A 23407-nucleotide genomic window follows, 5' to 3' on the forward strand; every position below is an offset into this window, starting at 1 on the left:
CGGATATCTGTCACGGCCGAAGCAGACATGTGCATACCCCGTTGGTAGCGTTCCCCGGTGACCTCCTCGCACGGCCCCGAGCGCCTCGATGACGACGACTACCCCGCCTACACGATGGGCCGGGCCGCCGAGCTGATCGGTGCCACGCCGGCCTTCCTCCGGGCGGTCGGCGACGCCCGGCTGATCGCGCCGCTGCGCTCCGAGGGCGGCCACCGCCGGTACTCCCGCTACCAGCTGCGCATCGCCGCGCGCGCACGGGACCTCGTCGACCAGGGCACGCCGGTCGAAGCGGCCTGCCGCATCGTCATCCTGGAGGACCAGCTCGAAGAGGCGCTCCGTCTCAACGAGGCGCTGCGCCGCGAGCCCGGGGACGAGGGGCGCGACCAGGGGGGCGAAGGGGCTGCGCCGTCCTGAGGGCCTGTCCTTGAGGGCGCCGGGCGCGAAACGCTGTGCCCCGTGACTGCGCAAACCTGTGACGGCAAAAGCAGAATTCCTTGAGGTGTGCGCGGCAGAATATCCGGCGGCCGCGCCGACGGCTTCGACGCGATATGGAAAAACGCGCGCCGCGGCCGATGCCGTGCTACTGTCGATATCAGTTGCAGTTGTGGTTCCCAGAGACTCCAAGTGCTCCAGTTGGCTTTATGTGCCGACGGGGGCACTTTGTATTGCCGGTCATTTCCGGACGGGGTAATCATCGCGGCGACGCGGAGTGCGCACAGTGCGGGCTCCCGGGCACTGCCCCGAAGGAGATATGACATGGCTACTGGCACCGTGAAGTGGTTCAACGCTGAAAAGGGCTTCGGCTTCATCGAGCAGGAGGGCGGCGGCGCCGACGTCTTCGCTCACTACTCGAACATCGCCACCCAGGGCTTCCGTGAGCTGCAGGAGGGTCAGAAGGTGACCTTCGACGTCACGCAGGGCCAGAAGGGCCCGCAGGCCGAGAACATCGTTCCCGCCTGACGCTGACGCTCACGCGTACTACGTAGCTGGGGCCCGCACCTTGGGTGCGGGCCCCAGCTCGTTGTTTTTTCGGGGAAGACGCTCCCTGTTTCCCCGCTTTTCACCCGCCGACGCGGAATAATTCCGTCCCGGCGGGGAATGTATTTTATTTTCTCCGGCCGTTCCTGCGATTCTCGGCACCGGTCGTGCCGGTCGAATTCCTCGATACGCGCCGCATCGAGGAAGGTTCTCCTTGAACCGCTCAACTCGCACGAACAGCCGACGTCCCCAGAGCTCCGGGCGCCGCCCCGCCGCGCTCCAGGGAGAGTTCGCGCTGCCGGTCACCGTCACCCCCGCGCTCCCGCCCGTCGAGGACTTCGCCGCGCTCGGTCTGCCGGACGGGGTGCTGCAGACCCTGACCGGTCTCGGCGTCACCGCCCCCTTCCCGATCCAGGCGGCCACGCTGCCCAACTCCCTCGCGGGCCGGGACGTCCTGGGCCGCGGGCGCACCGGATCCGGCAAGACCCTCGCCTTCGGCCTCGCGGTGCTCACCCGCACCGCCGGGCAGCGCGCCGAGCCGCGCCGCCCCCTCGCGCTGATCCTCGTCCCGACGCGTGAGCTCGCCCAGCAGGTCACGGACGCGCTCACCCCCTACGCCAGGTCGCTCAGGCTGCGCATGGCCACCGTCGTCGGCGGCATGTCGATCGGACGGCAGGCCGGTGCCCTGCGCTCCGGGGCCGAGGTCGTCGTCGCGACGCCCGGACGGCTCAAGGACCTCATCGAGCGCCGCGACTGCCACCTGGACCAGGTCGCCGTCACCGTGCTCGACGAGGCCGACCAGATGGCCGACATGGGCTTCCTGCCCCAGGTCACCGAGCTCCTCGACCAGGTACGGCCCGACGGCCAGCGCATGCTGTTCTCGGCCACCCTGGACCGCAACGTCGACCTCCTGGTCCGCCGCTACCTCAGCGACCCGGTCGTCCACTCGGTCGACCCGTCGGCGGGCGCGGTCACCACGATGGAACACCACGTGCTGCACATCCACGGCGCCGACAAGTACGCCGCCACCACGGAGATCGCCGCCCGGGACGGGCGGGTGCTCCTCTTCCTCGACACCAAGCACGCGGTCGACCGGCTCACCACGCACCTGCTCAGCAGCGGCGTGCGCGCGGCGGCCCTGCACGGCGGCAAGTCCCAGCCCCAGCGCACGCGCACGCTCGCCCAGTTCAAGTCCGGCCAGGTCACCGCGCTGGTCGCCACGAACGTCGCCGCCCGCGGCATCCACGTCGACGACCTCGACCTCGTCGTCAACGTGGACCCGCCCGCCGACCACAAGGACTACCTGCACCGTGGCGGCCGCACCGCCCGCGCCGGTGGTTCGGGCAGCGTCGTCACCCTGGTCACCTCGGCGCAGCGGCGCGACATGACGCGGCTGATGACGGCCGCCGGTATCCGGCCGCACACCGCGCAAGTCCGTTCCGGCGAGGCCGAGTTGACGCGTATCACCGGCGCCAAGGCTCCCTCGGGCATCCCGGTCACCATCGCGGCGCCGCCCAAGCAGGACTCCCACCGCGGCGGATCCACGTCCCGCGGCCGCCGTCCCCGCGACGGCCGCGCGCGCCGCGCCTACGCCGCCCGCTCGCGGAGCGACAACGCAGCCTGACCACGGGCCCGGCCGGCTCCCCGCGCCGGTGCCCCCGTCCGACCACCGACCCTCTCCCCTGTGAGGCACCATGCGCTGTGTCATCGCCCGCTTTCCGTTCGACCTGTTCAAGAGTGAGGTGGAGCAGGTCATGAAGGGCGTCAAGCCCGAGCCGATCACGGGCGAGTCCGTGATCATCGGCCGACGTCACTACCCGGTCAAGCAGGTGGGGGAGGTCATCACGCGTCAGGACCGCCGCGACTTCTCGGCGGGCGAGGTGATCAGGGCGCTGACCGGCCTCGGCTTCACGATCCGGCAGGCTCCCGTGCCCGTGGCCCCCGAGCCCGCCCCGGCGCCCTGGCCGACCTCGGTCGTCTAGGACTCCCCTGTCCCGGGGGTCCGCGGCGCATCACACCCCGTGGGTGAAAGGGAAGAGCTCCCACCCCTTGCCCGGCTGCACAGTGACCTCAAGAATGCCCCTGACATACGTACGACTGGTGTACGTCGTAAGGGGGGTTCCACGGATGGGACAGACGAGCAAAGCGGTGGCGGGCGGGCTGCTCGCCCTCGCACTGGCCGGTGGCGGTGCGGTACCCGCGTTCGCGGGGAACGGCCAGCAGGACCGGCAGGCACAGGCCAAGACCAAGGCCGTCGACTTCGCGGGGACGGTGGCGCTCAGCAACTGTTCCGGCTCGGTCGTGCGCACACCCAAGTCCAAACCGGGCGACCCGGCACTCGTGCTCACCAACGGCCACTGCATAGAGTCCGGGTTCCCCGCGGCCGGTGAGGTCATCGTCGACCAGCCGTCCACCCGCACCTTCAAGCTGCTGGACGCGAAAGCGAACGCGGTCGCCACGCTCAAGGCGTCCAAGGTGTCGTACGCGACGATGACGGACACCGACATCACGCTCTACCAACTCACCAGCAGCTACCGCGACATCACCGAGAAGTACAAGATCAAGCCGCTGGAGCTGGAGGACGGCCACCCGGTGAAGGGGCGGCCCATCACGGTCGTCTCCGGCTTCTGGAAGAAGACCTACAGCTGCCGCATCGACGGGTTCGTCCACCGCATCAAGGAGGGTGAGTGGACCTGGAAGGATTCCGTCCGCTACACCCCCGAGTGCAAGACCATCGGCGGCACCTCGGGCTCGCCGGTGATCGACCGCAAGACCGGCAAGGTCACCGCGGTCAACAACACGGGCAACGAGGACGGCGAGCGCTGCACCCTCAACAACCCCTGTGAGATCGACCGCAAGGGCCGGGTGACCGTGCGCAAGGGCATCAACTACGCCCAGGAGACGTACGGGATCGTGCCGTGCGTCGGCAAGGCCGGCAAGATCGACCTCGGCCGGAAGGGCTGCAAGCTGCCCCGCCCGGCCGCCACCAGGTAGCCGACAGGCGCCGCCTCAGGGAGTCCGGCGTACGGCGCGTCCCGCGAGGACGTCCGTGCGCCGGCCGTCCCGCATCACGAACCTGCCGTCGACCAGGACGTGCGGGACGCCGACGGGCAGGGTGCGCGGCGCCTCGAACGTCGAGCCCGCCGCGACCGTCTCCGGGTCGAAGAGGACCAGGTCGGCGCGGTAGCCCTGCCGGACGACGCCCCGGTCGGGCAGGCGCAGCCGGGCCGCGGGCCGCGAGGTGAGGTGCGCGACGGTCTCCTCCAGGGACAGGACGCCGAGGTCGCGGGCGTAGCGCCCCAGGTACTGCGGGAACGTGCCGTACGCGCGCGGGTGCGGCTTGAAGCCCTGCAGGATGCCGTCGCTGCCGCCGGTGTGCACCCGGTGCCGCATGATCGCCTGCACGTTCTCCTCGTGACCGACGTGCTGGAGGATCGTCGAGCCGAGGTTGTCGTTGATGAGGAGACGGCGGGCGGTGATCCACGGCTCCTCGCCGCGCTGGGCGGCCGAGTGGGCGATGGTCTTGCCCACGCAGGAGGCGAGACCGGGGTCGGAGACGCCGGAGACCTCGATCGTGTCCCACTCGATCGGTACGCCGTGACAGCCGTCGGCGCCGATGACCTCCATGTGGTGACGGATCTTCTCGGAGGTCTCGTCGTCCCGGAGGCGGGCGAGGATGGCGTCGGGACCCCCTTCGCTCGCCCAGCTGGGCAGCATCGCCACGAGTGTCGTGCAGCCCGGGGTGTAGGGGTACGTGTCCAGGGTGATGTCCGCCCCGTGCGCGAGGGCGTCGTCGAGGAGGGCAAGGAGATCCGGCGCCTTGCCCTTGTTCACGCCGAAGTTCATGGTGGCGTGCGCGAGGTGGAGGGGGCAGTTCGCGGTCCGGGTGAGGTTCACCATCTCCTCGTACGCCTGCAGGGCGCCGGCGCCGTAACTGCGGTGATGGGGGCAGTAGTAGCCGTCGTGGGCCGCCACCACCTTGCAGAGCTCGGTGAGTTCGGAGTCGTCGGCGTACATGCCCGGCGTGTACGTGAGCCCCGACGACATGCCGACGGCGCCCTCCCGCATCCCCTCGGCGACGAGCTCCTTCATCCGGTCCAGCTCGGCGGCGGTGGCCGGGCGGTCGTCCCAGCCCAGCGCGTGCATGCGGACGGTGCCCTGCGGGATGAGGTACGCGGCGTTCACCGCGATGCCGCGGCCGCCGTGGGCGGTGTCGAGGGCGTCGAGGTAGCCGCCGACCGTGCGCCAGGTGAAGTCGATGTCGCTGCCGTCGCCGTTCCAGCCGGTGATGGCCTGGCGGACCTGGGCGAGCGTGCGGTCGTCGACGGGGGCGTAGGACAGTCCGTCCTGGCCGATGACCTCCAGGGTCACGCCCTGCGCGGCCTTCGCGGAGTGGTCCGGGTCCCTGAGGAGGGCGAGGTCGCTGTGCGCGTGCATGTCGATGAAGCCGGGCGCCAGTGCGAGGCCTTCGGCGTCGAGGGTGGCCTGCCCTGTGGGGCGGGGGCCCTTTGATTCCCCCTCTCGGTGGATCTCCGTGATCCTGCCCTCGTGTACGCCTACGTCGGCGCGGTAGGAGGCACCTCCGGTGCCGTCTATGACGCGGGCGTCTCGGATCACCAGGTCCATGGGAGGTGCCTTTCCTCTGCGTTCGGCTGCAGCTGGGTTTTGGTGCGCCCGGCCTCCGGCCGGGTCTTTTTTGTTCCCACCCGCACCACCCGTGCGGGTTTCGTCGTCGGGTGCGGGTGGCCTGGGTGGGGCGGGCCCGCCGTCGGCGGCGAGGGGGTGGGTGGGGGTGCTCCTACTCCCACCGGACGTCGCGGGGCAAACGGGTGGGTGGGTGGGATACATCCGCCGCGGAGCGGCGGGACAGGGCACCCGCCACAGACCCCCCGGTCAGAAGAACGTGCGGATGTAGTCCGACACCGTCCCATCCCCCTCCACCAGCGGAATCAGCTGCCACTTGTCGAACGCCGTGCACGGGTGCGAGAGCCCCGTCCCGAGCCAGTCGCCGACCGCGAGGTCCGCCTCCGGAGTCGTCCGGAGCCAGCCGTGCTGGTCGGAGAGACCGGTGACGGTGACCCCGGTCGCGGGGCGCTCCGTGCCGTCCCGGCGGATGACCTGCGCCTCGGGCAGGTCCAGGTCGTACGCCGCGTCCCGCTTGCCCGCGTTGGTGAACGCCTGCTCGGCGGAGGGCCGGGACACCACCTGGGCCCAGAGCCGGAACGCGGGCTCCAGCGCGCCCTCCTCCGGCACCCGGTTGAACGGCGTCAGATGCCTGTAGTGACCGTCGTCGTGCGAGACGTACGCACCGGAGCGCAGCAATTTCAGGACGGGCCGGGAGAGTTCGGGGAGCTCCGCGAAGACGGCGGCCACCGTGTCGAACCACGCGCTGCCGCCCGCGCTGAGCACGACCTCCGGCAGATCCGCGAAGTGCCCGGACTTGTCGAAGTCGACGAGGAGCGCGAGCAGGCGGCGCAGCCACGCCGTGACGGTGGCGCTCGACGCGTCAGGGACCTCGCCCTCGTACCCGGCGACGCCGACGAGCCGCAGCGTGTCGGCGCTCGCGACGGCGGTGGCGATCTCGAAGCACTCCGCCTCGGTGCGTACGCCGGTCCGCGCGCCGTCGCCCGCCGCCAGCTCCACCACCACGTCCACGGGGCGGCTCGCGCCCGCCTCGCTGAGCGCGGCGTGCATCAGCTCGACGCCGCGTACGGAGTCGACGTAACAGATGAAGCGGAAGGAGGGGTCCGCGTCGAGCTCGCCGGCCAGCCACCGCAGCGCCGCCGCGTCGACGAGTTCGTTGGCGAGGAAGATCCGCGGGACGCCGAACTCCCTTGCCACGCGCACCTGGTGGGGGACCGCGAGCGTGATGCCCCAGGCCCCGCGCTCCAGTTGGCGGGCGAAGAGCTGCGGGGCCATCGACGTCTTGCCGTGCGGCGCGAAGGCCAGGCCGTGCCGCTCGGCGTACGTCTCCATGAGGGCGAGGTTGTGCTCAAGGCGTTCGGCGGAGAGCGCGAGGACCGGGGTGGTGAAGCCGCCCGTGAAGAGGTTGCGCCGCTGCGCCGCGAGCTCGCCCACCGTCAGCCCCTCGGCGTCCGGAGGCAGGCCCTTGAAGCGGTGGTCGAGCCGCTCGTCCGCGAGGGCGGCCAGCGGGTCGGCGGGACGTTCGACGGCGTTGTCGGCGGCCATGGGCGCCTCCTCCAGGAATGCGTTGCATGATATGCAACGGTCATTGCGTATGTCGTTTACTGCTGTCTAACATCCGAGCCAACGCCGGGTCAACGGATCCGGAGAGTCGGTTGAGGGGCTGGAAGATCGTGACCGGACAGGCAGCCGCACGGGCGGCCGCGCAGGCAGTGGTGGACGTCGTGGCACTCGGCGAGTCCATGGTCACGTTCCTGCCCGCCCGGCCCGGCCGCCTCGCCGACGTGCCCTCCTTCGACCGCGGGATCGGCGGCGCGGAGTCCAACGTCGCCTGCGCCCTGGCCGCCGCCGGACACACCACCCGCTGGGTCAGCCGCGTCGGCGCCGACGGCTTCGGCGACCACCTCGTCGAGGCCATCGGCCGCTACGGAGTCGACACCTCCGCCGTCGGCCGCGACCCGCACCGCCCCACCGGCATTTACTTCCGCACCGCCGACGACCGCGACACCGACGCCCACGAGGTCGTCTACTACCGCGCCGGCTCCGCCGCCTCCGCCATGGCGCCCGGCTCCGTCGACGAGGACGCCCTCACCGCCGCCCGCATCCTGCACCTCTCGGGCATCACCCCCGCCCTCTCCGCCGACTGCCTCGCCCTCGTACGCCGCCTCTGCACCCGGCGCGCGGACCGCGGCCCGCTCGTCTCCTTCGACGTCAACCACCGGCCGGGCCTGTGGAAGGACGCGGGGGACGGCCCCGGCGTCCTCCTCGACCTCGCCCGCGGCGCCGACCTCGTCTTCGTCGGCGAGGACGAGGCCGCGGCCGCCTGGGGTGTGACCGGCGGGCCCGCCGCCGTCCGCGCCGCCCTCCCCGAGCCCGCCACCCTCGTCGTGAAGCAGGGCAGCCGCGGCGCCACCGTCTTCCGGCACGGCGAGGACCCCGTCTTCCGGGCCGCCCTGCACGTGGACGTCGTCGCGCCGGTCGGCGCCGGGGACGCCTTCGCCGCCGGATTCCTCTCCGCCACCCTGCGCGACCTGCCCGCCGACCGGTGCCTGCGCCACGGCCACCTGATGGCCGCCGCCGCGCTCACCGTCCCCGGCGACCTCGCCACACCCCCTGCCCGCACTCATGCCGACCGCCTTGCCGGCCTGGACGACGCCGCCTGGGGGACACTGCGTCTCGGCCCCGGCTGGACGGACCGCGTCCCGGCGGACAACGAGGTCGAGGAGGAGGTACGTACCCCATGAGCCAGACCGTCGACCGCGCGCTCTCGATCCTGCCGCTTCTCGCCGAGGGCCCCGCCGACCTGGGCCAGGTCGCCGACCGGCTCGACGTGCACAAGTCCACCGCGCTCAGGCTGCTGCGCACCCTGCACGAACACGGCCTGGTCTTCCGCCAGTCCGACCAGCGCTACCGCCTCGGCGCGCGCCTCTTCGCCCTCGCCCAGCAGGCCGTCGAGAGCCTCGACGTCCGCGAGATCGCCCACCCCCACCTCCTCGCCCTCAACGAGAAGTGCGGCCACACGGTCCACCTCGCCGTCTACGAGGAGCAGGAAGTCCTCTACATCGACAAGGTCGAGAGCCGCTATCCGGTGCGGATGTACTCCCGTATCGGCAAGCCGGTGGCGATCACGGTCGCCGCCGTCGCCAAGCTGCTGCTCTCCGACTTCCCCGAAGCCGAGCGCCGCGCCATCGCGGAGAAGCTCGACTACCCCACCTACACGTCCCGTTCGACGCCCAACGCCGCCGCGTTCCTCCGGGAGCTGGCCGCCGTGCGCGAACAGGGCTGGGCCACCGACCTCGGTGGCCACGAGGAGTCCATCAACTGCATCGGGGCCCCCATCCGCGGTGCGGACGGGCGCGTCGTCGCCGCCATGTCGGTCTCCGCACCGAATGTCGTCGTGACCGCCGAGGAACTCCTCACCCTCCTCCCGCTGGTCCGCCGCACGGCGGAAGCCATCAGCCGGGAGTACTCGGGCGCCGCGCCTGACGCAAAGACCGTCCCTCTCAAGGAAGCCTGATCAGCGAATGACCGAGAAGACCGCACTCACCCCGGCCACCCACACCACCCCGCCCGCGAAGTTCTCCCACGGCGTGAAGAAGGGCAACATCCTTCAGGTCGCCGGTCAGGTCGGCTTCCTCCCCGCCGAGGAGGGCAAGGCCCCCACCCCCGCGGGCCCGACCCTGCGCGAGCAGACCCTGCAGACGTTCGCCAACGTCAAGGCGATCCTCGAAGAGGGCGGCGCGACCTGGGACGACGTGATGATGATGCGCGTCTACCTCACGGACGTGGACCACTTCGCGGAGATGAACGAGATCTACAACGCCTACTTCGAGGAGCAGGGCCTGAAGGCCCCCGCCTCCGCCCGCACCACCGTCTACGTGGGCCTGCCCAAGGGCCTGCTCATCGAGATCGACGCGCTCGCCGTCCTCGGCTGACACACATCCACACCCAGCAAGCCGTACGTCGTCACGGCGCGGCGCTCCACTCCGGGGCGCCGCGCCGCGATCCCCCCTGCTCCGAAAGCCCCATGCACTTACGAGGTCAACGATGTCCCCGTCCCACGCCGTGCTCGCGGCCGCCCCCGCCGCCGAGACGCCACCTCACACCGGCGGCCTGCTCGCCCTGATCGACGGCACGCCAGGTCTGCTGACCGTCGCCGCGCTCGGCATCCTGCTCCTGCTCTTCCTGATCATCAAGGTCAGGCTGCAGCCCTTCGTGGCGCTCCTCGCGGTCTCCATAGTCGTCGGGCTCTCCGCGGGCCTCTCCGTCACCGAACTCTTCGGCACCGTCCAGAAGTCCGACGCCGTCTCGGTCGTCGAGTCGGGCATGGGCGGCATCCTCGGCCACGTGGCGATCATCATCGGCCTCGGCACGATGCTCGGCGCGATCCTGGAGGTCTCCGGCGGCGCCGAGGTCCTCGCCTCCCGCCTCCTCGGCCTCTTCGGCGAGAAGCGCGCCCCGCTCGCGATGGGCCTGACGGGTCTGATCTTCGGCGTTCCCGTCTTCTTCGACGTCGGCATCTTCGTCCTCGCGCCGATCGTGTACGCCGCCGCCAAGCGCAGCGGCAAGTCGATCCTCCTCTACTGCCTCCCCCTGCTCGCGGGTCTCTCCATGACCCACGCGTTCCTGCCCCCGCACCCCGGTCCGGTGGCCGCCGCGGGGCTCCTGAAGGTGGACCTCGGCTGGGTCATCCTGATGGGCATCGTCTGCGGCATCCCCGCGGTGCTCGCCGCGTGGGCGTTCTCCGCGTGGGTCGGCAAGCGCATCTTCGTGCCGGTGCCGCAGGACATGGTCGAGGCCGCCGACGAGGCGAAGGCCGCGGTCGTCGCCGAGCAGCGTGCGGCGGGCGTGGCTCCGCAGGAGAAGCCGGTCCCGCTGGGCATCGTCTTCACGATCATCGGCACGCCGCTGGTCCTGATCCTCCTCGCGACGTTCTCCTCGATCGCCTTCGACCCCTCGACGTTCCGCAGCGTCGTCGAGTTCTTCGGCAGCCCCTTCGTCGCCCTGACGATCGCCCTGCTCATGGCGTACTACCTGCTCGGCATCCGGCGCGGCTGGTCCCGCAAGTCCCTGGAGACCGTCTCGACCGCCTCCCTCAAGCCGGTCGGCAACATCCTCCTGGTCGTCGGCGCGGGCGGGATCTTCGGCGCGGTCCTCAAGGCGAGCGGCGTGGCCGGCGCCATCTCGGACACCTTCCAGGACGTGGGCCTGCCGATCATCGTGCTCGCGTACCTGCTCTCCCTGATCCTGCGCGTCGCACAGGGCTCGGCGACGGTCGCGATCGTCACGACGGCGGGCATCGTCGCCCCGCTGCTCGCCGAGGGCGACTACTCCCAGGCGTTCACCGCCCTGGTCATCATGGCCATCTCGGCGGGCTCCATCTTCGCCTCGCACGTCAACGACGGCGGCTTCTGGATGGTCGCGAAGTACTTCGGCATCAGCGAGCGGGACACGCTGAAGACGTGGACGGTGCTGGAGTCGGTGCTGTCCGTGGCCGGGTTCGCGGTCGCGGCTCTGCTGAGTCTGTTCGTCTAGGGCCCGTCAGAAGGGACCGGACCCCTAGCGGTTCGCCCCGCCGGTCTGCCGCGAGCAGGCCCGGTCGCCTGCGGGCAGCTTGCCGGTGGCCAGGTAGCGGTTGACCTGGTTGTCGACGCAGGCGTTCTCGTAGAGGCCGTAGACCGCGTGCCGGTTGGCGCCCTCGACGGTGATCAGCTTGGAGCTCGGCAGCAGGCCGTGCAGGGCGACGGCGCCCTTGTGCGGGGTGCGCGGGTCGCCGGTGGCGGACACGATCATCGCCTCGGCGTCGTGCTTCACCGCGGTGGGCTTCTCAAGGGGCCGGTCCCAGAAGGCGCACGGGCCGATGTTGTTGTTCATCGCGCCGAAGCGCGGGTACGCGGCGCGGCTGCGCTGGATGTCCCGCCAGTAGACCTCCGGGTCGCGCGGGGCCGCCTTGTCCCCGCAGATGACCGCGGTCTGCGAACTGCCCATGTTCGACTGGTCGCCGGTCGTCGCGAGCCGCAGGAGCCCGGTGAACTGCGGCGAGAGCTTGGTCGGATGCCCGGCCGCGGCCCTGTTCAGCACGGACACATGCTCGCCGAGGGACGCCCGGGAGGCGTCCGTGTCGCTGTCGAGCCCGGCGAGGAGGACGAACGGGACCTGGGTGTCGTCGAGTCGGAAGCTCTCCGGGGCGGTGCCGACGGACAGCGGGCCGCGCGCGGACTTCTTGATGACGCGGTCGACGGTGGCGAGGACCTGGGCGCGGGTGCGGCCGAGGTGGTAGGTGTCGTTCCGGGCGGCGGCCCAGGTGGCCCAGGCGGCGAGCGCCCGCTCGTTCTCGCCGACGGCCTCCTTCAGCAGCCGGGGGCCGAACTTGCGCGGGTCGATGGCGCCGTCCAGGACCATGCGGTCGGTGCGGCCGGGGAACATCTGGGTGTATACGGTGCCGAGGTAAGTGCCGTACGAATAGCCGAAGTAGGAGATCTTCTTCTCACCGAGCGCGCCGCGGATGACGTCCATGTCGCGGGCCGTGTTGCGGGTGCTCACGTGCGGCAGTACGTCGGCGTTGGTGGTGCGGCACTTGGCGGCCAGGTCCTTGTGGAGGTCGACCTGGCGCTCGAAGCTCGCCCGGCTCAGGCCCGCCGAGAAGAGGTTCGTGCCGACGTTCCAGCCGCAGTCCAGCGGGGTGCTGCGGCCGACGAAGCGCGGGTCGAAGCCGACGATGTCGTACCGCGGGCCCGTCTTCTTCATCCACGCGTGGAACTCCGGCGGTGACTGCACGGCGCCGTTGCCGGGGCCGCCGTTGTTGAGCAGGATCGAGCCGATGCGGTGGCGGGTGTCGGTGGCCTTGAGCCGGGATATCGCGACGGTGACCGTACGGCCCCCGGGCTTGGAGTAGTCGAGCGGCACGGTGACGTCCGCGCACTGGGCGCCGGCCGTGTCCAGGTCGCGGCCCATGGTGTCGTCCGCGTCCTTGGCGCAGCCGCCCCAGCCCAGGTGCTGGTCGTAGTAACGGTCCAGCCCGGACGCGGACTTCGCCGGGGCGGCGGTCGCCGTGCCGGTCGCGGCGGTCGCGGCGGTCGCGGTGGTCGCGGCGGTTGCGGCGGGGGCCGCGCCGAGGCAGGCGGCGAGGACGAGGCCGACGTTCCGTATATGTCTCATACCGTCAGACGCTAAGTGGATCAGCGGCCCCAGCTCACTACGGCTGTCCCCCCACTTTCGATGGGGGCTGCCCCCGCCCACGGCCGGCGGAGGCGCGGCGTACGCCACTGGGCCGGGCCGTGACAGAGGCGCGGCCCCGGACCATCGCGAGGGTCCGGAGCCACGCCGATGCCGCCGTCAACTCGTGCAGTACTGCTGCTCCTTGCCAATGGACCGGTACATGCAGTCCGCGTTCTCCAGGAGCTGCAGCACCGCGTCGCGGTTGCGCGACGTCTCCCGCTCGATGACCTCGTCGGGCGGGTAGAAGCCGCCGCCGCCGGAGCGCGGGTACATCTCGAAGGTGTAGCTGAAGATCTTCTGGTCGCCCCACAGCCAGTCGTCGATCGTGCCGTCCGTGATGTAGAGGTCACTGGACTGCTCGGGCGTGTAGCCGTTGCTCGCGGCCATCTTCCGGCCGACGGCGGCGTGGGCGTCGCGGTCGTCCTGGGTGAGGCCGGGCGCCGTGTCGTTGTACGTGTAGCCGTACGGCCACAGGACCAGCTCGCTGTACGTGTGGAAGTCGATCCCGGCCTTGATCTGCTGCTTGCCGCCGACGACGCGGCTGCGTACGAAGTTGGCGACGACCTTCACCTCGGGGGCCGACTCGGCGGCCGAACCCCGGTAGGTCTCGGATCCCGGGGTGCCCGAAGAGCCGCCGCAGCAGCCCCACTTGTAGCCCCAGTTGCGGTTCAGGTCGGTGCCGGTGCGGCCGCCCGGGTTGGGCTGCCGGTTGAGCCGCCAGCTGCGGTACGAGCCGGTCGCGATGTCGTACTCGCCGCCGTCCGGGTTCATGTCCGGGACGATCCAGATCTCGCGCGAGTCCACCATCTTCTTGATGCGGGCGTCGGAGGCGTAGCCCGCGCCGAGTTCGCGCAGGAGGTACAGCGCCATCTCGACCGTCAGGTGCTCGCGGGCGTGCTGGTGGTGGGTGAAGAGGACTTCCGGCTCGGCCTCGTCGGTGCCCACGTTGTCGCTGATCTTGATGGCGACGATGTCCCTGCCGGAGTACGACTTGCCGATGACCTTCTTCGTCATCAGGCCCGGGTAGGCCGCGACGCGCTGGTCGATCTCCGCGTTCATCTCGGCGTAGTTGTGGTACCTCGCGTCGGCGGGCGGGAAGTCCTTGACCCGCACCTCCTGCCCGTTCGTACGCTTCGGGGGCCCGGCCAGGGGCCTGAGCTCGTAGCCCGACTCCCGCAGCTTCGCCGCCTGCCGGGCGTCCGCCGACACGACCACCGCGCGGGCGTCCACCTCGTCGATGGCGACGCCGGTGCGGGCGAGTGCGGTGCGCGCGGCGCGGTCGTCGCGCAGGGGTATCTCGTACTGGCGCGTTTCTTCGTCGGCCGCCGTCGCCGCACTGCCTGCGGTCCGGTCGTCCGATCCCGGTGCGGCGTTGGCGGTGAGGGGCGCCGCCAGGGCGAGGGTGAGGAGGGTCGCGAGAGCGGCGGATCTCCTGCCGCGTATGCGGAGTCGCATGAAGTCTCCTGAGGGGGTGGGGGGGTGTTCAGTGCGACACGTGCGGGGCGTGCGGTGCGGGGTGCGCGGTCGCGCGGTGCGGGGCGTGCGGTGGTGCGGTGCGGGGCGCGGGGTGGTGCGGTGCGGGCGTGAGGTGGTGCGGTGCGGGGTGCACGGTCGCGCCGTGCTGCGTGTGCTGTCGTGCGGTGCGGGTCGCGCGGGCCCATCGTCGGGCTGTGGCATGCCCCCGTCAATGCTCTCTTCGGCCAACCCCCTTGTGCCGGAGGCGGCGATGCGCTTTCTTGATCGGCATGGCTGAAACGACAGGCAGTGGCACCACCGCCGACGCGGCGGCCCCCCGGCCGCGGAAGTCGAGTTGGAAGTACATCGGCCCCGGCATCGTCGTGGCCGCGACCGGCGTCGGCGCGGGCGACCTCGTCGCGACCCTCATCGCGGGCAGCAACTTCGGCTACACCCTGCTGTGGGCCGCGGTCATCGGCTGCGTCGTGAAGATCTCGCTCGCCGAGGCCGCGGGCCGCTGGCATCTGGCCACCGGCCGTACCCTCTTCGACGGCTGGGCCAGCCTCGGCCGCTGGACGACATGGTTCTTCGTCGTCTACGTGGTGATCTGGGGGTACGTCTACGGCGCGGCCGCGATGTCGTCGTCCGGCCTGCCCCTGCAGGCCCTGTTCCCCGACGTCATGGAGCTCAAGTGGTGGGGCATCCTCACCGGCGTCGTCGGTCTCGCCTTCGTCTGGTTCAACAAGTACGCCGTCTTCGAGAAGGTCATGACGGTCCTCGTCGGCGTGATGTTCCTCGTGACCGTCTACCTCGCCGTCCGGGTCACCCCGCATCTGGGCGACGCCTTCGCGGGCCTGCTGCCCGTGCTCCCCGACGAGAAGGACTCCGTCCTCAACACCCTCGGCCTGATCGGCGGCGTCGGCGGCACCATCACCCTGGCCGCGTACGGCTACTGGGTCAACGCCAAGGGCTGGACCGACGCCGGCTGGATGAAGGTGATGCGGCTCGACAACCGCGTCGCGTACATCACCACCGGGATCTTCGTCGTCGCCATGCTCTTCGTCGGCGCCGAGATGCTGCACTCCGCCAACGTCGCCATCGCCAGCGGCGACAAGGGCCTCGTCCAGCTCTCCGGCATTCTGGAGAAGGAGTACGGCGACGCCACCGCCAAGATGTTCCTCGTCGGCTTCTTCGCCACGTCCTTCACCTCGCTGATCGGCGTGTGGCACGGCGTGAGCCTGATGTTCGCGGACTTCGTCGAGCGCTACCGCAAGCAGCGCGTCGGCGCCGACGACCAGGCCACGACCGGCAAGGAGGTGGCGTCCGGCAGCCACGAGAAGTCGGTGCCGTTCCGCGCGTACCTGCTGTGGCTGACCTTCCCGCCGATGATCCTGCTCTTCGAGGGGCAGCCGTTCCGCCTCATCATCCTCTACGGCGTACTCGGCGCGGCCTTCATGCCCTTCCTCGCCCTCACCCTGGTCTGGCTGCTCAACTCCAGCCGTACGCCCGGGGAGTGGCGCAACGGCTGGCTCAGCAACGGCATGCTGGCCGTGGCGGGCCTGCTGTTCCTGGTGCTGTGCATCAAGCAGATCACCGACCAGGACTGGGGCAGCTTCTTCTGAGACGGGCTCTGAGCGGGGGACGCACGCGTTCCGGGGAACGGGTTCGGCCAACCTGGGTTTCGGGGGGCCGGGCCCGAACCCGGAGTTGGCGGGGCGTGGACCTGTCGGTTCCGGCTGGGGCGAGTTCCGGCCCGGTCCGCCGCATGCGCTGTCCCGCCCGTACGGCCTCAGTAGTGTCATGGGCCACTCAAGCCCGGCTGCCGTTCAGCCGGGCGGACGGGGGAGATCATGACGACGAAAGGCACCAGAAGAAGGATCGGGGCGGCGCGTACGTTCGTCTCGCTCGCGGCGCTGCTCGGCGGCGCCCTGCTGTGGGCCGGACCGACCGCTTCCGCCACCCCGGCCGATCCCGGCACCACCCCGGCCCCCGCGGCCGCGGCGTCGTACACCATCGGCCAGTTCAACATGGCGGGCGGCAACACCCAGCACGGCGACGACGGCGACGAGGCGCCGGACGCCCTCGTGCGCAGCGTCCAGGACCGCAAGCCCGCCTTCATGACACTGAACGAGGCCTGCAGGGACTGGTCGGACCGGCTGCAGACGCAGCTGGGCAGCGAGTACACGGTGCTGTTCGACCCGGTGACCAGGAGCGCGGGCGGGCCGAACACCAAGTGCTACCACCCGGTGGGCGTGCCGGACGAGCAGCGCACGGACTTCGGCAACGGCCTCCTCGTCCGCGGCGACATGGGCTTCGACCCCGCGACGCTCGTCGGCCACTCCCTCGGCACCTCGGCGGACCGGGAGCAGCGCGAGATGCTCTGCATGACCTCTCCCGCCAGGCAGCTGGCCCTGTGCAGCGTGCACCTCACGCACAACAGCAAGTCCGAGCGCCGCACGGAGTCCGCCAGAGCCAGGCAGATCCTGGACACCACGTACGCCGGATACACCAAGTTCGTGGGCGGTGACCTCAACGCCGAGCCGCTGCACCAGGCGCCGGACAACTTCTACCACTCCGATTACGGGCGGGGCGCGACCGGCCAGTTCAAGGAGGCCGACAGTCACTGCGGCAACAACCCGCACTGGGGCGACGTGATCGGCGGCGCGCCCTTCCCGGTGTTTCTCTGGTGCCGGGACGGCGAGGCCACGATGGCGGGCGACAACAAGAAGATCGACTACCTCTTCGTGCCGATGGCGACGCACGTCGACTGGGCCGACGCCACGGACGCGCTCCACTCCGACCACAAGCTCCTTTGGGCGGGGGTCACCTTCTGATCCGGTCCGACAGCGATCGGCCGCGATCGGCAGCGGCGCCCGGCGTGGAGCCGGGCGCCGCTGTCACATGAACAGTGCGAAGTTGGGTGTTGAGGCGACCATGACGTGGATATGGTGCTGAGGCAGGAGTGCTTGAGGACCGGGGGTGTACGCATTGCCGACCGCCATAGCCGTCACCGGCCCCGATCTCGTGCTGCCGTCGCCCGACCGGCACACCCCGTCGGCCGCCGTCCTCCAGTCGGCCGTGCAGTCCCCGCGGGCGTACTCCCTGGACCAGGCGCTCACCGAGATGCACACCCTCATCGAGCACCACGGGTACGTCATCGTCCTCTGCCCCGCCTCCGTGCCCGCGACGGTCGCCCAGCGGCTGCACGCGGTCCGCTCGGTCCTGGAGAGCGACCGCATCGCCGTCGTCCGCTCGGACCTGCCGCCGCTCGGCCTCGCCGTACTCGCCCTGCAGCTGCGGCAGTTGTCCGTCTGCGACTTCAGCCCCGGCGTCCTCGCCTGCGCCGCCCGGCTCCTCTCCCACTACGTCTACGCGGGCGCCCTGCTCGGCTCCGTCGCCAAGCTCGACCGCGTCCCCGTCACCCTCCAGTCGCACGCCAGGTCCTGGGTCCCCGGCACCCAGTTCGCGGTCCTCGCCACGCCGCGTCCCTCGCTCATGAAGGTGTCGAGCGGCGACGAGGCGTACCTGCCGGGCCCGGGATTCGGCACCCGGATGCTCTACGCCCCGGGCCGGCTCGCCCCCGACTGGGTGACCGGCACCCTCGCCCCCGCCTGGCGCTCCCAGGACGTCACCGAGGCGCGGCTGCCCGGCGAGTCCGCGCGCTGGTGGGCCACCGGCAGACTCGTCGAGTTCGCCGCCGCCATCCCGGACATCTCCGTCCTCTACCAGCTGGTGTCGTCCGTCCGGCGCGACGACTGCCACTGGTGCGGCCTCGAACTCATCGGTGACCGCTGCGCGTTCTGCGCCGCGCCCCTGCCGCCGCCCTCCGAACGGCCCGCACCGCCGGTCCGCGCCCTCGTGACCCGCGGCGCGACCGCCCTGCCACCCGGCGCCACCTAGAACCGGCCCGCCGCCCGCCCGCACCTCGTACCCGACCGACGACCGCACGTGCGCCACCCCGCTCACTGTCCGTAGCCACCCGCACTCGATCGAGGTAGTCCGGCCCATGAACTCACGCCAGCGCCGCGGCATCATCCTGCTGGTCCTGTCGGTCCTGTGCGCGATCGGCGCGTTCGCGGGCGTCCTCTCGGTGATCCGCGACGTGAACTCGAAGGTCGGCCCCGAGGTCCCCGCGTACAAGCTCAAGGGCGACATCGCGCCCTACAAGGAGCTGACCTCCGACCAGTTCGAGAAGGTCGAGATGCCCGAACGGTGGCTGTCCGACAACGCCGTCACCGACCTCGGCGAGATCCGCGGCAAGATCGCCGTCACCCAGCTGCGCAAGGGCTCGCTGCTGCAGTCCGACATGATCGTCAGGCGGCCCCGGCTCGGCGCGGGCCAGCAGGAGATCGCCATCATGATCGACGCGGCGACCGGTGTCGCCGGCAAGATCACACCGGGCTCGACGGTCAACATCTACGCCACCTTCAAGGGCGAGACCGACAAGGCGGCGGACCAGTCCAAAGTCATCGTGGAGGGCGCCAAGGTGCTCGACGTCGGCAAGCTGACCCCGCTCGAACCGAACCAGGACGACCGCACCCGCCGCAGGGCCGCCGAGGCGGTGCCCATCACGTTCGCCCTCGGCACCACGGACGCCCAGCGCGTCGCCTACGCCGAGTCGTTCGCCACGCACGTCCGGCTCGCCCTGGTCGGGGCCGGCGGCGACGCGACCGTACCGCCCCGCGACCGGACGTACACCCTCGACGAGGACAAGTAGGAGGTCACGTATGACCACTCGGATCCTCCCCGCCGTCGGCGACACCGACGCGGCCCGCGCCCTGTCCACCCTCACCGGCCAGCTGCCCGACACCGAACCCGCGCTGCCCGTCGGCGACTCCACGGCGCTCCTCGACAGCCTCGCGCAGCTCGCCGCCGAATCCGTCGACGAACTGCCCGAGGTCGTCCTCGTCCACGAGCGGATCGGGCCCGTCCCCGCCCTCGACCTCATCCGCGACCTCGTCCTGCGCTTCCCCGCCGTCGGCGTCGTCCTGATCACCGCCGACACCAGCCCCGGCGCCCTCACTGCGGCCATGGACTCCGGGGCACGCGGCATCGTCGGCCTCCCGCTCGCCTACGACGCCCTCGCCGAGCGCGTCCAGGCCGCCGCCGCCTGGTCCACCGGGATGCGGCGCCACCTGGGCAGCGGGAGCAGCGGCCTGGAGCTGTACGCGGGCAACGGCGCGGGGCCCGGCGGTGCGGGCACCGTCGTCGCGGTCAGCGGCGCCAAGGGCGGCGTCGGGACGACCGTGACGGCCGTCCAGCTCGCCCTCGCCGCGAACGCGTCGGGCCGCACCGCGGCCCTGCTCGACCTCGACCTGCAGTCCGGGGACGTCGCCTCCTACCTCGACGTGCAGTTCCGGCGCTCCGTCGCCGACCTCGCCGCCATCAGCGACATCACCCCCCGCGTCCTCCAGGACGCCGTCTACACCCACGAGACCGGCATCGGCCTGCTCCTCGCCCCCGCCGAGGGCGAGCGCGGCGAAGAGGTCACCGACCGCGTCGCCCGCCAGATCATCAGTGCCCTGCGCGCCCGCTACGACGTCGTGGTCGTCGACTGCGGCGCCTACGTCACCTCGGCGAGCGCCACCGCCGTCGAACTCGCCGACCAGGCGCTGCTCCTCGTCACCCCCGACGTCGTCGCCGTCCGCGCCGCCAAACGCATGGTGCGCCTCTGGGACCGCCTGCAGATCCGCAAGGCGGAGGAGACCGTCACCGTCGTCAACCGGCACGGCAGGACCGCGGAGATCCAGCCCTCCCTGGTGGAACGCGTCACCGGCACGCGGACGGCCCGCTCCACCGTGCCCGCCTGCTTCAAGGAGCTGCAGGGCGCGGTCGACGCGGGCCGTATGCAGGACCTCGACAGCCGCTCCTCGGTGAAACAGGCGCTGTGGGCCCTCGCGGGCGAACTCGGCCTGATCGACGGGGAGGCCGCGGGCAGCGGCAAGCGCTCCGGGCTCGCCCTGCGCAGAAGGGCCGCGGGCGGCGACCGGGGCGCGGTCACCCTCGAATTCGCCGGCATGTTCCCGCTGCTCCTGGTCGTCATGACGATCCTCTGGCAGTGCGCGCTGTACGGCTACTCGTACTCCCTCGCCGGGAACGCGGCGGACGAGGCGGCTCGGGCGGCCACGGCGGCGTACGCGGCGGGGGAGGGCGCGGACGGGGCGTGCGCGGCGGCGGCCCAGGAGCACCTGCCCGACGCCTGGCAGGGCGCGGCCGTGAGCTGCACGGACGAGGGCGCGGTCTGGAAGGCGCGCGTCTCGGTGGACGTCCCGGTGTTCTTCCCGGGCTTCGACGCCGGGTGGCACGTGGACGGGGAGGCGGGCGCGGCGAAGGAGGGGGATGACGGGTGAGACGGCTCGGGTTCTCTACGCGGTTCCGGGACCGCAGGGGGTGGGCCTCCGGGACCAACGGGGCCTGCGGGCGCCGTCGCCGGTGGGGCGACCACGGCGTGTCCATGCTGGAGTTCGCCGGATTCCTGCCGGTCCTGCTGCTCGTCGGCCTCGCCGCGATCCAGCTCGGCCTGGTGGGATACGCCGCCAACCAGGCGGGCTCCGGGGCCCGCGCCGCCGCCCGCGCGGCCTCGCAGGGCGACTCCGGGGAGGCGGCGGGCGCGGCGGCCATGGACGGCGACCTGAGCTCTTCCATCGACGTCGGCATCGGCGCCGAGACCACGACCGCCACCGTCGAGGTCCAGGTCCCGACCCTGCTCCCCTTCATCGGCTCCGACTGGAGCGTCACCAAGCACGCCACCATGCCGAACGACGACACGGACACGGACGACTGACGTCCACCTGAACTGACGTACCCGTGAAGGAGGTTGAGAGGAGACCATGAGCCTGCGCGACCGCGTGGCCCCCACCCACCAGACCGAGCCGAGCCGCGACGACGGCCTCGTCGCCGTCTACCGCTCCAAGCTCCTGGAGGAGATCGACCTCGCCGAGATGTCGTCGCTCGCTGCGGCCGACCGCCGGGTCCGTCTGGAGCGCGTCCTCGGCCACATCATCAGCCGCGAGGGCCCCGTCCTCTCCACCTCCGAGCGCGCCCAGCTCATCCGCCGCGTCGTCGACGAAGCCCTCGGACTCGGCGTACTGGAACCGCTCCTCGCCGACCCGTCCATCACGGAGATCATGGTCAACGGCCCCGACTCGATCTTCGTCGAGCGCGCGGGCCGGGTGGAACACCTGCCCCTCCGCTTCGCCTCGAACGAGCAGCTGATGCAGACCATCGAACGCATCGTCTCCACGGTCAACCGCCGCGTGGACGAGTCGAACCCCATGGTCGACGCCCGCCTCCCCACCGGCGAACGCGTCAACGTCATCATCCCGCCGCTCACCCTGACCGGCGCCACCCTCACGATCCGCCGCTTCCCGCGCGCCTACACGCTCCCCGAACTCATCGGCCTCGGCTCCCTCGACGAACACATGCTGATGCTGCTCGCCGCGTTCGTGCGCGCCCGCTTCAACCTCATCGTCAGCGGCGGCACGGGCACCGGCAAGACGACCCTCCTGAACGCCCTCTCCGGCCTGATCCCCGCCCACGAACGCATCATCACCATCGAGGACTCGGCCGAGCTCCAGCTCCAGCAGGAACACGTCATCCGCCTCGAATCCCGGCCCCCCAACGTCGAGGGCAAGGGCCAGATCACCATCCGCGACCTCGTCCGCAACAGCCTGCGCATGCGCCCCGACCGCATCATCGTCGGCGAGGTCCGCGGCGGCGAGACCCTCGACATGCTCCAGGCGATGTCGACGGGCCACGACGGTTCGCTCGCCACCGTCCACGCGAACACCGCCGAGGACGCCCTCATGCGCCTGCAGACCCTCGGCTCCATGTCGGAGGTCCAGATCCCCTTCGAGGCCCTGAAGGACCAGATCAACTCGGCCGTCGACGTCGTCATCCAGCTCGCCCGGCACGGCGACGGCTCCCGCAAGGTCGCCGAGATCGTGCTGCTCGTCAGCCACGGACGCCAGCAGTTCCGCATCGTGCCCGTCACCCGCTTCGTGCCGCGCCCGCTCGGCGCCGACCGCGTCGTGCACGGCCGCTACGAGCACCTGCCGCTGCCGCGCGAGGTCGCGGACAAGCTGTACGTCGCGAACGAACCGGTACCGCCGGCCTTCGGCGTGGCGGCGGCCTTCGACGTCGTGAACACGAGGGAAGCGATCGGATGAACAACCCCGCCGTCCTCGCACTGGGCGCCACGATCCTCACGGGCACCCTCGCTGTCGCCGGAGTCCACACGTACGCGTCGGGCCGGGCCCAGCGCCAGGCCCTGGTCGGCCGTCTCGCCCTCGGCCCGGGCACGGGCGACGGCGGCGCCACCGGCCGCGCCCGCCGCTTCGCCGCCGTCGACCGCCGCCTGCGCCGCACCCGCCTGGGCCGCTCCCTGCACCTGCGCCTCTCGGCGACGGGCCTGGACCTGACGCCCGGCGAGTTCTTCACCTACGTCGTCGCGGTCGTCGCCGCGCTCTGGCTGATGGCGGCGGCCACCCTGGCGCCCTTCTTCGGCCCGATCGCGGGCGCGGTGGCGGTATGGAGCGCGATCGCCTTCCTCAACTGGCAGCGCCAGAAGCGCATCGAGGCCTTCATCAACCAACTCCCCGACGTGGCCCGCATCCTGGCCAACGCGACGGCGGCGGGCCTGGCCCTGCGCACGTCGCTCGCCATGGCGGCGGAGGAGCTCGAAGCCCCCGCGGGCGAGGAACTCTCGCACGTCGCCGACCAGTTGACTCTCGGTCGCTCCATCGACGACACCCTGGGCGAACTGGCCGAACGCCTGCCGTCCCGTGAGCTGATAGTGCTGGTCACGACCCTGGTCCTGTCCAACAAGGCGGGCGGCACGGTGGTCAACTCCCTTCGCAACCTCACCCAGACCCTGGAGGACAGGAAGGAGACGAGGCGCGAGGTCCGCACGATGCTGTCCGAGGTCCACGCGACCGCGTTCACGGTCCCGCTGCTCGGCCTGGGCTCCCTGCTCCTCATCAACTCCTCGAACGAGGGCGCGCTGAAGCGCGTGACGGGCTCACCGCTGGGCCAGACCCTGATCCTGATCTCGCTGGGCCTGTACGGAATCGGCTTCTTCGTGATCCGACGCCTCGGAAAGATCGAGGTCTAG

21 protein-coding genes are annotated in these 23407 nt (G+C 71.2%); 17 read left to right on the forward strand and 4 right to left on the reverse strand.

Going from position 1 to position 23407, the window contains the following annotated elements:
• Positions 1-57: 57 nt before the first annotated feature.
• The 5 genes from ACFVYL_RS25495 to ACFVYL_RS25515 all read left to right on the forward strand — a co-directional run bounded on the left by ACFVYL_RS25495 (position 58) and on the right by ACFVYL_RS25515 (position 3972).
• Positions 58-414, forward strand: a complete 357-nt coding sequence (locus ACFVYL_RS25495; protein WP_389719749.1) for a MerR family transcriptional regulator — start codon at positions 58-60, stop codon at positions 412-414.
• Positions 415-756: 342 nt separating this feature from the next.
• The gene (locus ACFVYL_RS25500; protein ID WP_030788646.1) at positions 757-960 is read left to right on the forward strand and encodes a cold-shock protein; all 204 of its coding nucleotides are present in this window, start codon (positions 757-759) and stop codon (positions 958-960) included.
• Between the two features lie 232 nt (positions 961-1192).
• Positions 1193-2602, forward strand: coding sequence for a DEAD/DEAH box helicase (locus ACFVYL_RS25505; protein WP_389719750.1), 1410 nt, complete (start codon positions 1193-1195; stop codon positions 2600-2602).
• Positions 2603-2672: 70 nt separating this feature from the next.
• Positions 2673-2960 (forward strand): SCO5918 family protein, encoded by a 288-nt coding sequence (locus tag ACFVYL_RS25510; RefSeq protein ID WP_389719752.1) that lies wholly within the window; start codon positions 2673-2675, stop codon positions 2958-2960.
• A 145-nt stretch (positions 2961-3105) separates the two neighbouring features.
• On the forward strand, positions 3106-3972 hold the full coding sequence (locus tag ACFVYL_RS25515) for a trypsin-like serine peptidase (RefSeq protein ID WP_389719753.1): 867 nt from the start codon (positions 3106-3108) through the stop codon (positions 3970-3972).
• Positions 3973-3987: 15 nt separating this feature from the next.
• Here the strand turns inward: ACFVYL_RS25515 and ACFVYL_RS25520 are convergent, their stop codons facing one another.
• Together ACFVYL_RS25520 and ACFVYL_RS25525 are read right to left on the reverse strand one after the other, a co-directional pair.
• Positions 3988-5604: an amidohydrolase family protein gene (locus tag ACFVYL_RS25520; RefSeq protein WP_389719755.1), complete on the reverse strand. Its 1617-nt coding sequence runs from the start codon at positions 5602-5604 to the stop codon at positions 3988-3990.
• A gap of 267 nt (positions 5605-5871) precedes the next feature.
• Entirely contained in the window at positions 5872-7167 is a 1296-nt protein-coding gene (locus tag ACFVYL_RS25525) for an amino acid deaminase (protein WP_389719756.1), read from the reverse strand.
• A 128-nt stretch (positions 7168-7295) separates the two neighbouring features.
• Between ACFVYL_RS25525 and ACFVYL_RS25530 the strand changes: the two genes are divergently transcribed.
• The 4 genes from ACFVYL_RS25530 to ACFVYL_RS25545 all read left to right on the forward strand — a co-directional run bounded on the left by ACFVYL_RS25530 (position 7296) and on the right by ACFVYL_RS25545 (position 11157).
• Positions 7296-8366, forward strand: coding sequence for a sugar kinase (locus ACFVYL_RS25530; protein ID WP_389719758.1), 1071 nt, complete (start codon positions 7296-7298; stop codon positions 8364-8366).
• Positions 8363-9139: an IclR family transcriptional regulator gene (locus tag ACFVYL_RS25535; protein WP_389719760.1), complete on the forward strand. Its 777-nt coding sequence runs from the start codon at positions 8363-8365 to the stop codon at positions 9137-9139. The genes ACFVYL_RS25530 and ACFVYL_RS25535 overlap by 4 nt, the downstream gene beginning before the upstream one ends.
• Before the next feature lie 7 nt (positions 9140-9146).
• A complete protein-coding gene (locus ACFVYL_RS25540; RefSeq protein ID WP_383331629.1) occupies positions 9147-9557 on the forward strand; it encodes a RidA family protein in 411 nt (136 codons plus the stop codon).
• Positions 9558-9669: 112 nt separating this feature from the next.
• On the forward strand, positions 9670-11157 hold the full coding sequence (locus ACFVYL_RS25545) for a GntP family permease (RefSeq protein WP_389719762.1): 1488 nt from the start codon (positions 9670-9672) through the stop codon (positions 11155-11157).
• A 24-nt stretch (positions 11158-11181) separates the two neighbouring features.
• Here the strand turns inward: ACFVYL_RS25545 and ACFVYL_RS25550 are convergent, their stop codons facing one another.
• Both ACFVYL_RS25550 and ACFVYL_RS25555 read right to left on the reverse strand, forming a co-directional pair.
• A complete protein-coding gene (locus tag ACFVYL_RS25550; RefSeq protein WP_389719764.1) occupies positions 11182-12780 on the reverse strand; it encodes an alpha/beta hydrolase in 1599 nt (532 codons plus the stop codon).
• A 177-nt stretch (positions 12781-12957) separates the two neighbouring features.
• Entirely contained in the window at positions 12958-14295 is a 1338-nt protein-coding gene (locus ACFVYL_RS25555; protein WP_389719766.1) for a M14 family metallopeptidase, read from the reverse strand.
• 290 nt (positions 14296-14585) lie between these two features.
• Between ACFVYL_RS25555 and ACFVYL_RS25560 the strand changes: the two genes are divergently transcribed.
• The 8 genes from ACFVYL_RS25560 to ACFVYL_RS25595 all read left to right on the forward strand — a co-directional run bounded on the left by ACFVYL_RS25560 (position 14586) and on the right by ACFVYL_RS25595 (position 23407).
• Complete coding sequence (locus ACFVYL_RS25560) at positions 14586-15917, forward strand: Nramp family divalent metal transporter (RefSeq protein WP_389719768.1); 1332 nt, start codon at positions 14586-14588, stop codon at positions 15915-15917.
• 228 nt (positions 15918-16145) lie between these two features.
• The gene (locus tag ACFVYL_RS25565; RefSeq protein ID WP_389719770.1) at positions 16146-17129 is read left to right on the forward strand and encodes a hypothetical protein; all 984 of its coding nucleotides are present in this window, start codon (positions 16146-16148) and stop codon (positions 17127-17129) included.
• A gap of 145 nt (positions 17130-17274) precedes the next feature.
• Entirely contained in the window at positions 17275-18195 is a 921-nt protein-coding gene (locus tag ACFVYL_RS25570) for a hypothetical protein (RefSeq protein WP_389719771.1), read from the forward strand.
• Positions 18196-18301: 106 nt separating this feature from the next.
• Positions 18302-19012 carry a Flp pilus assembly protein CpaB gene (gene cpaB, locus ACFVYL_RS25575; protein ID WP_389719773.1) on the forward strand — a complete coding sequence of 237 codons (711 nt, stop codon included), beginning with the start codon at positions 18302-18304 and terminating at the stop codon, positions 19010-19012.
• A 10-nt stretch (positions 19013-19022) separates the two neighbouring features.
• Positions 19023-20645: a CpaE family protein gene (locus ACFVYL_RS25580; RefSeq protein WP_389719774.1), complete on the forward strand. Its 1623-nt coding sequence runs from the start codon at positions 19023-19025 to the stop codon at positions 20643-20645.
• A gap of 104 nt (positions 20646-20749) precedes the next feature.
• Positions 20750-21079 carry a TadE/TadG family type IV pilus assembly protein gene (locus ACFVYL_RS25585; protein WP_389719887.1) on the forward strand — a complete coding sequence of 110 codons (330 nt, stop codon included), beginning with the start codon at positions 20750-20752 and terminating at the stop codon, positions 21077-21079.
• 46 nt (positions 21080-21125) lie between these two features.
• Positions 21126-22463 carry a CpaF family protein gene (locus tag ACFVYL_RS25590; RefSeq protein WP_389719776.1) on the forward strand — a complete coding sequence of 446 codons (1338 nt, stop codon included), beginning with the start codon at positions 21126-21128 and terminating at the stop codon, positions 22461-22463.
• Positions 22460-23407, forward strand: coding sequence for a type II secretion system F family protein (locus ACFVYL_RS25595; protein ID WP_389719777.1), 948 nt, complete (start codon positions 22460-22462; stop codon positions 23405-23407). Before ACFVYL_RS25590 ends, ACFVYL_RS25595 begins: the two co-directional genes overlap by 4 nt.

Origin of the sequence: Streptomyces sp. NPDC058308 (genome assembly GCF_042880275.1) — a bacterium.
Taxonomy (GTDB): Bacteria; Actinomycetota; Actinomycetes; order Streptomycetales; family Streptomycetaceae; genus Streptomyces.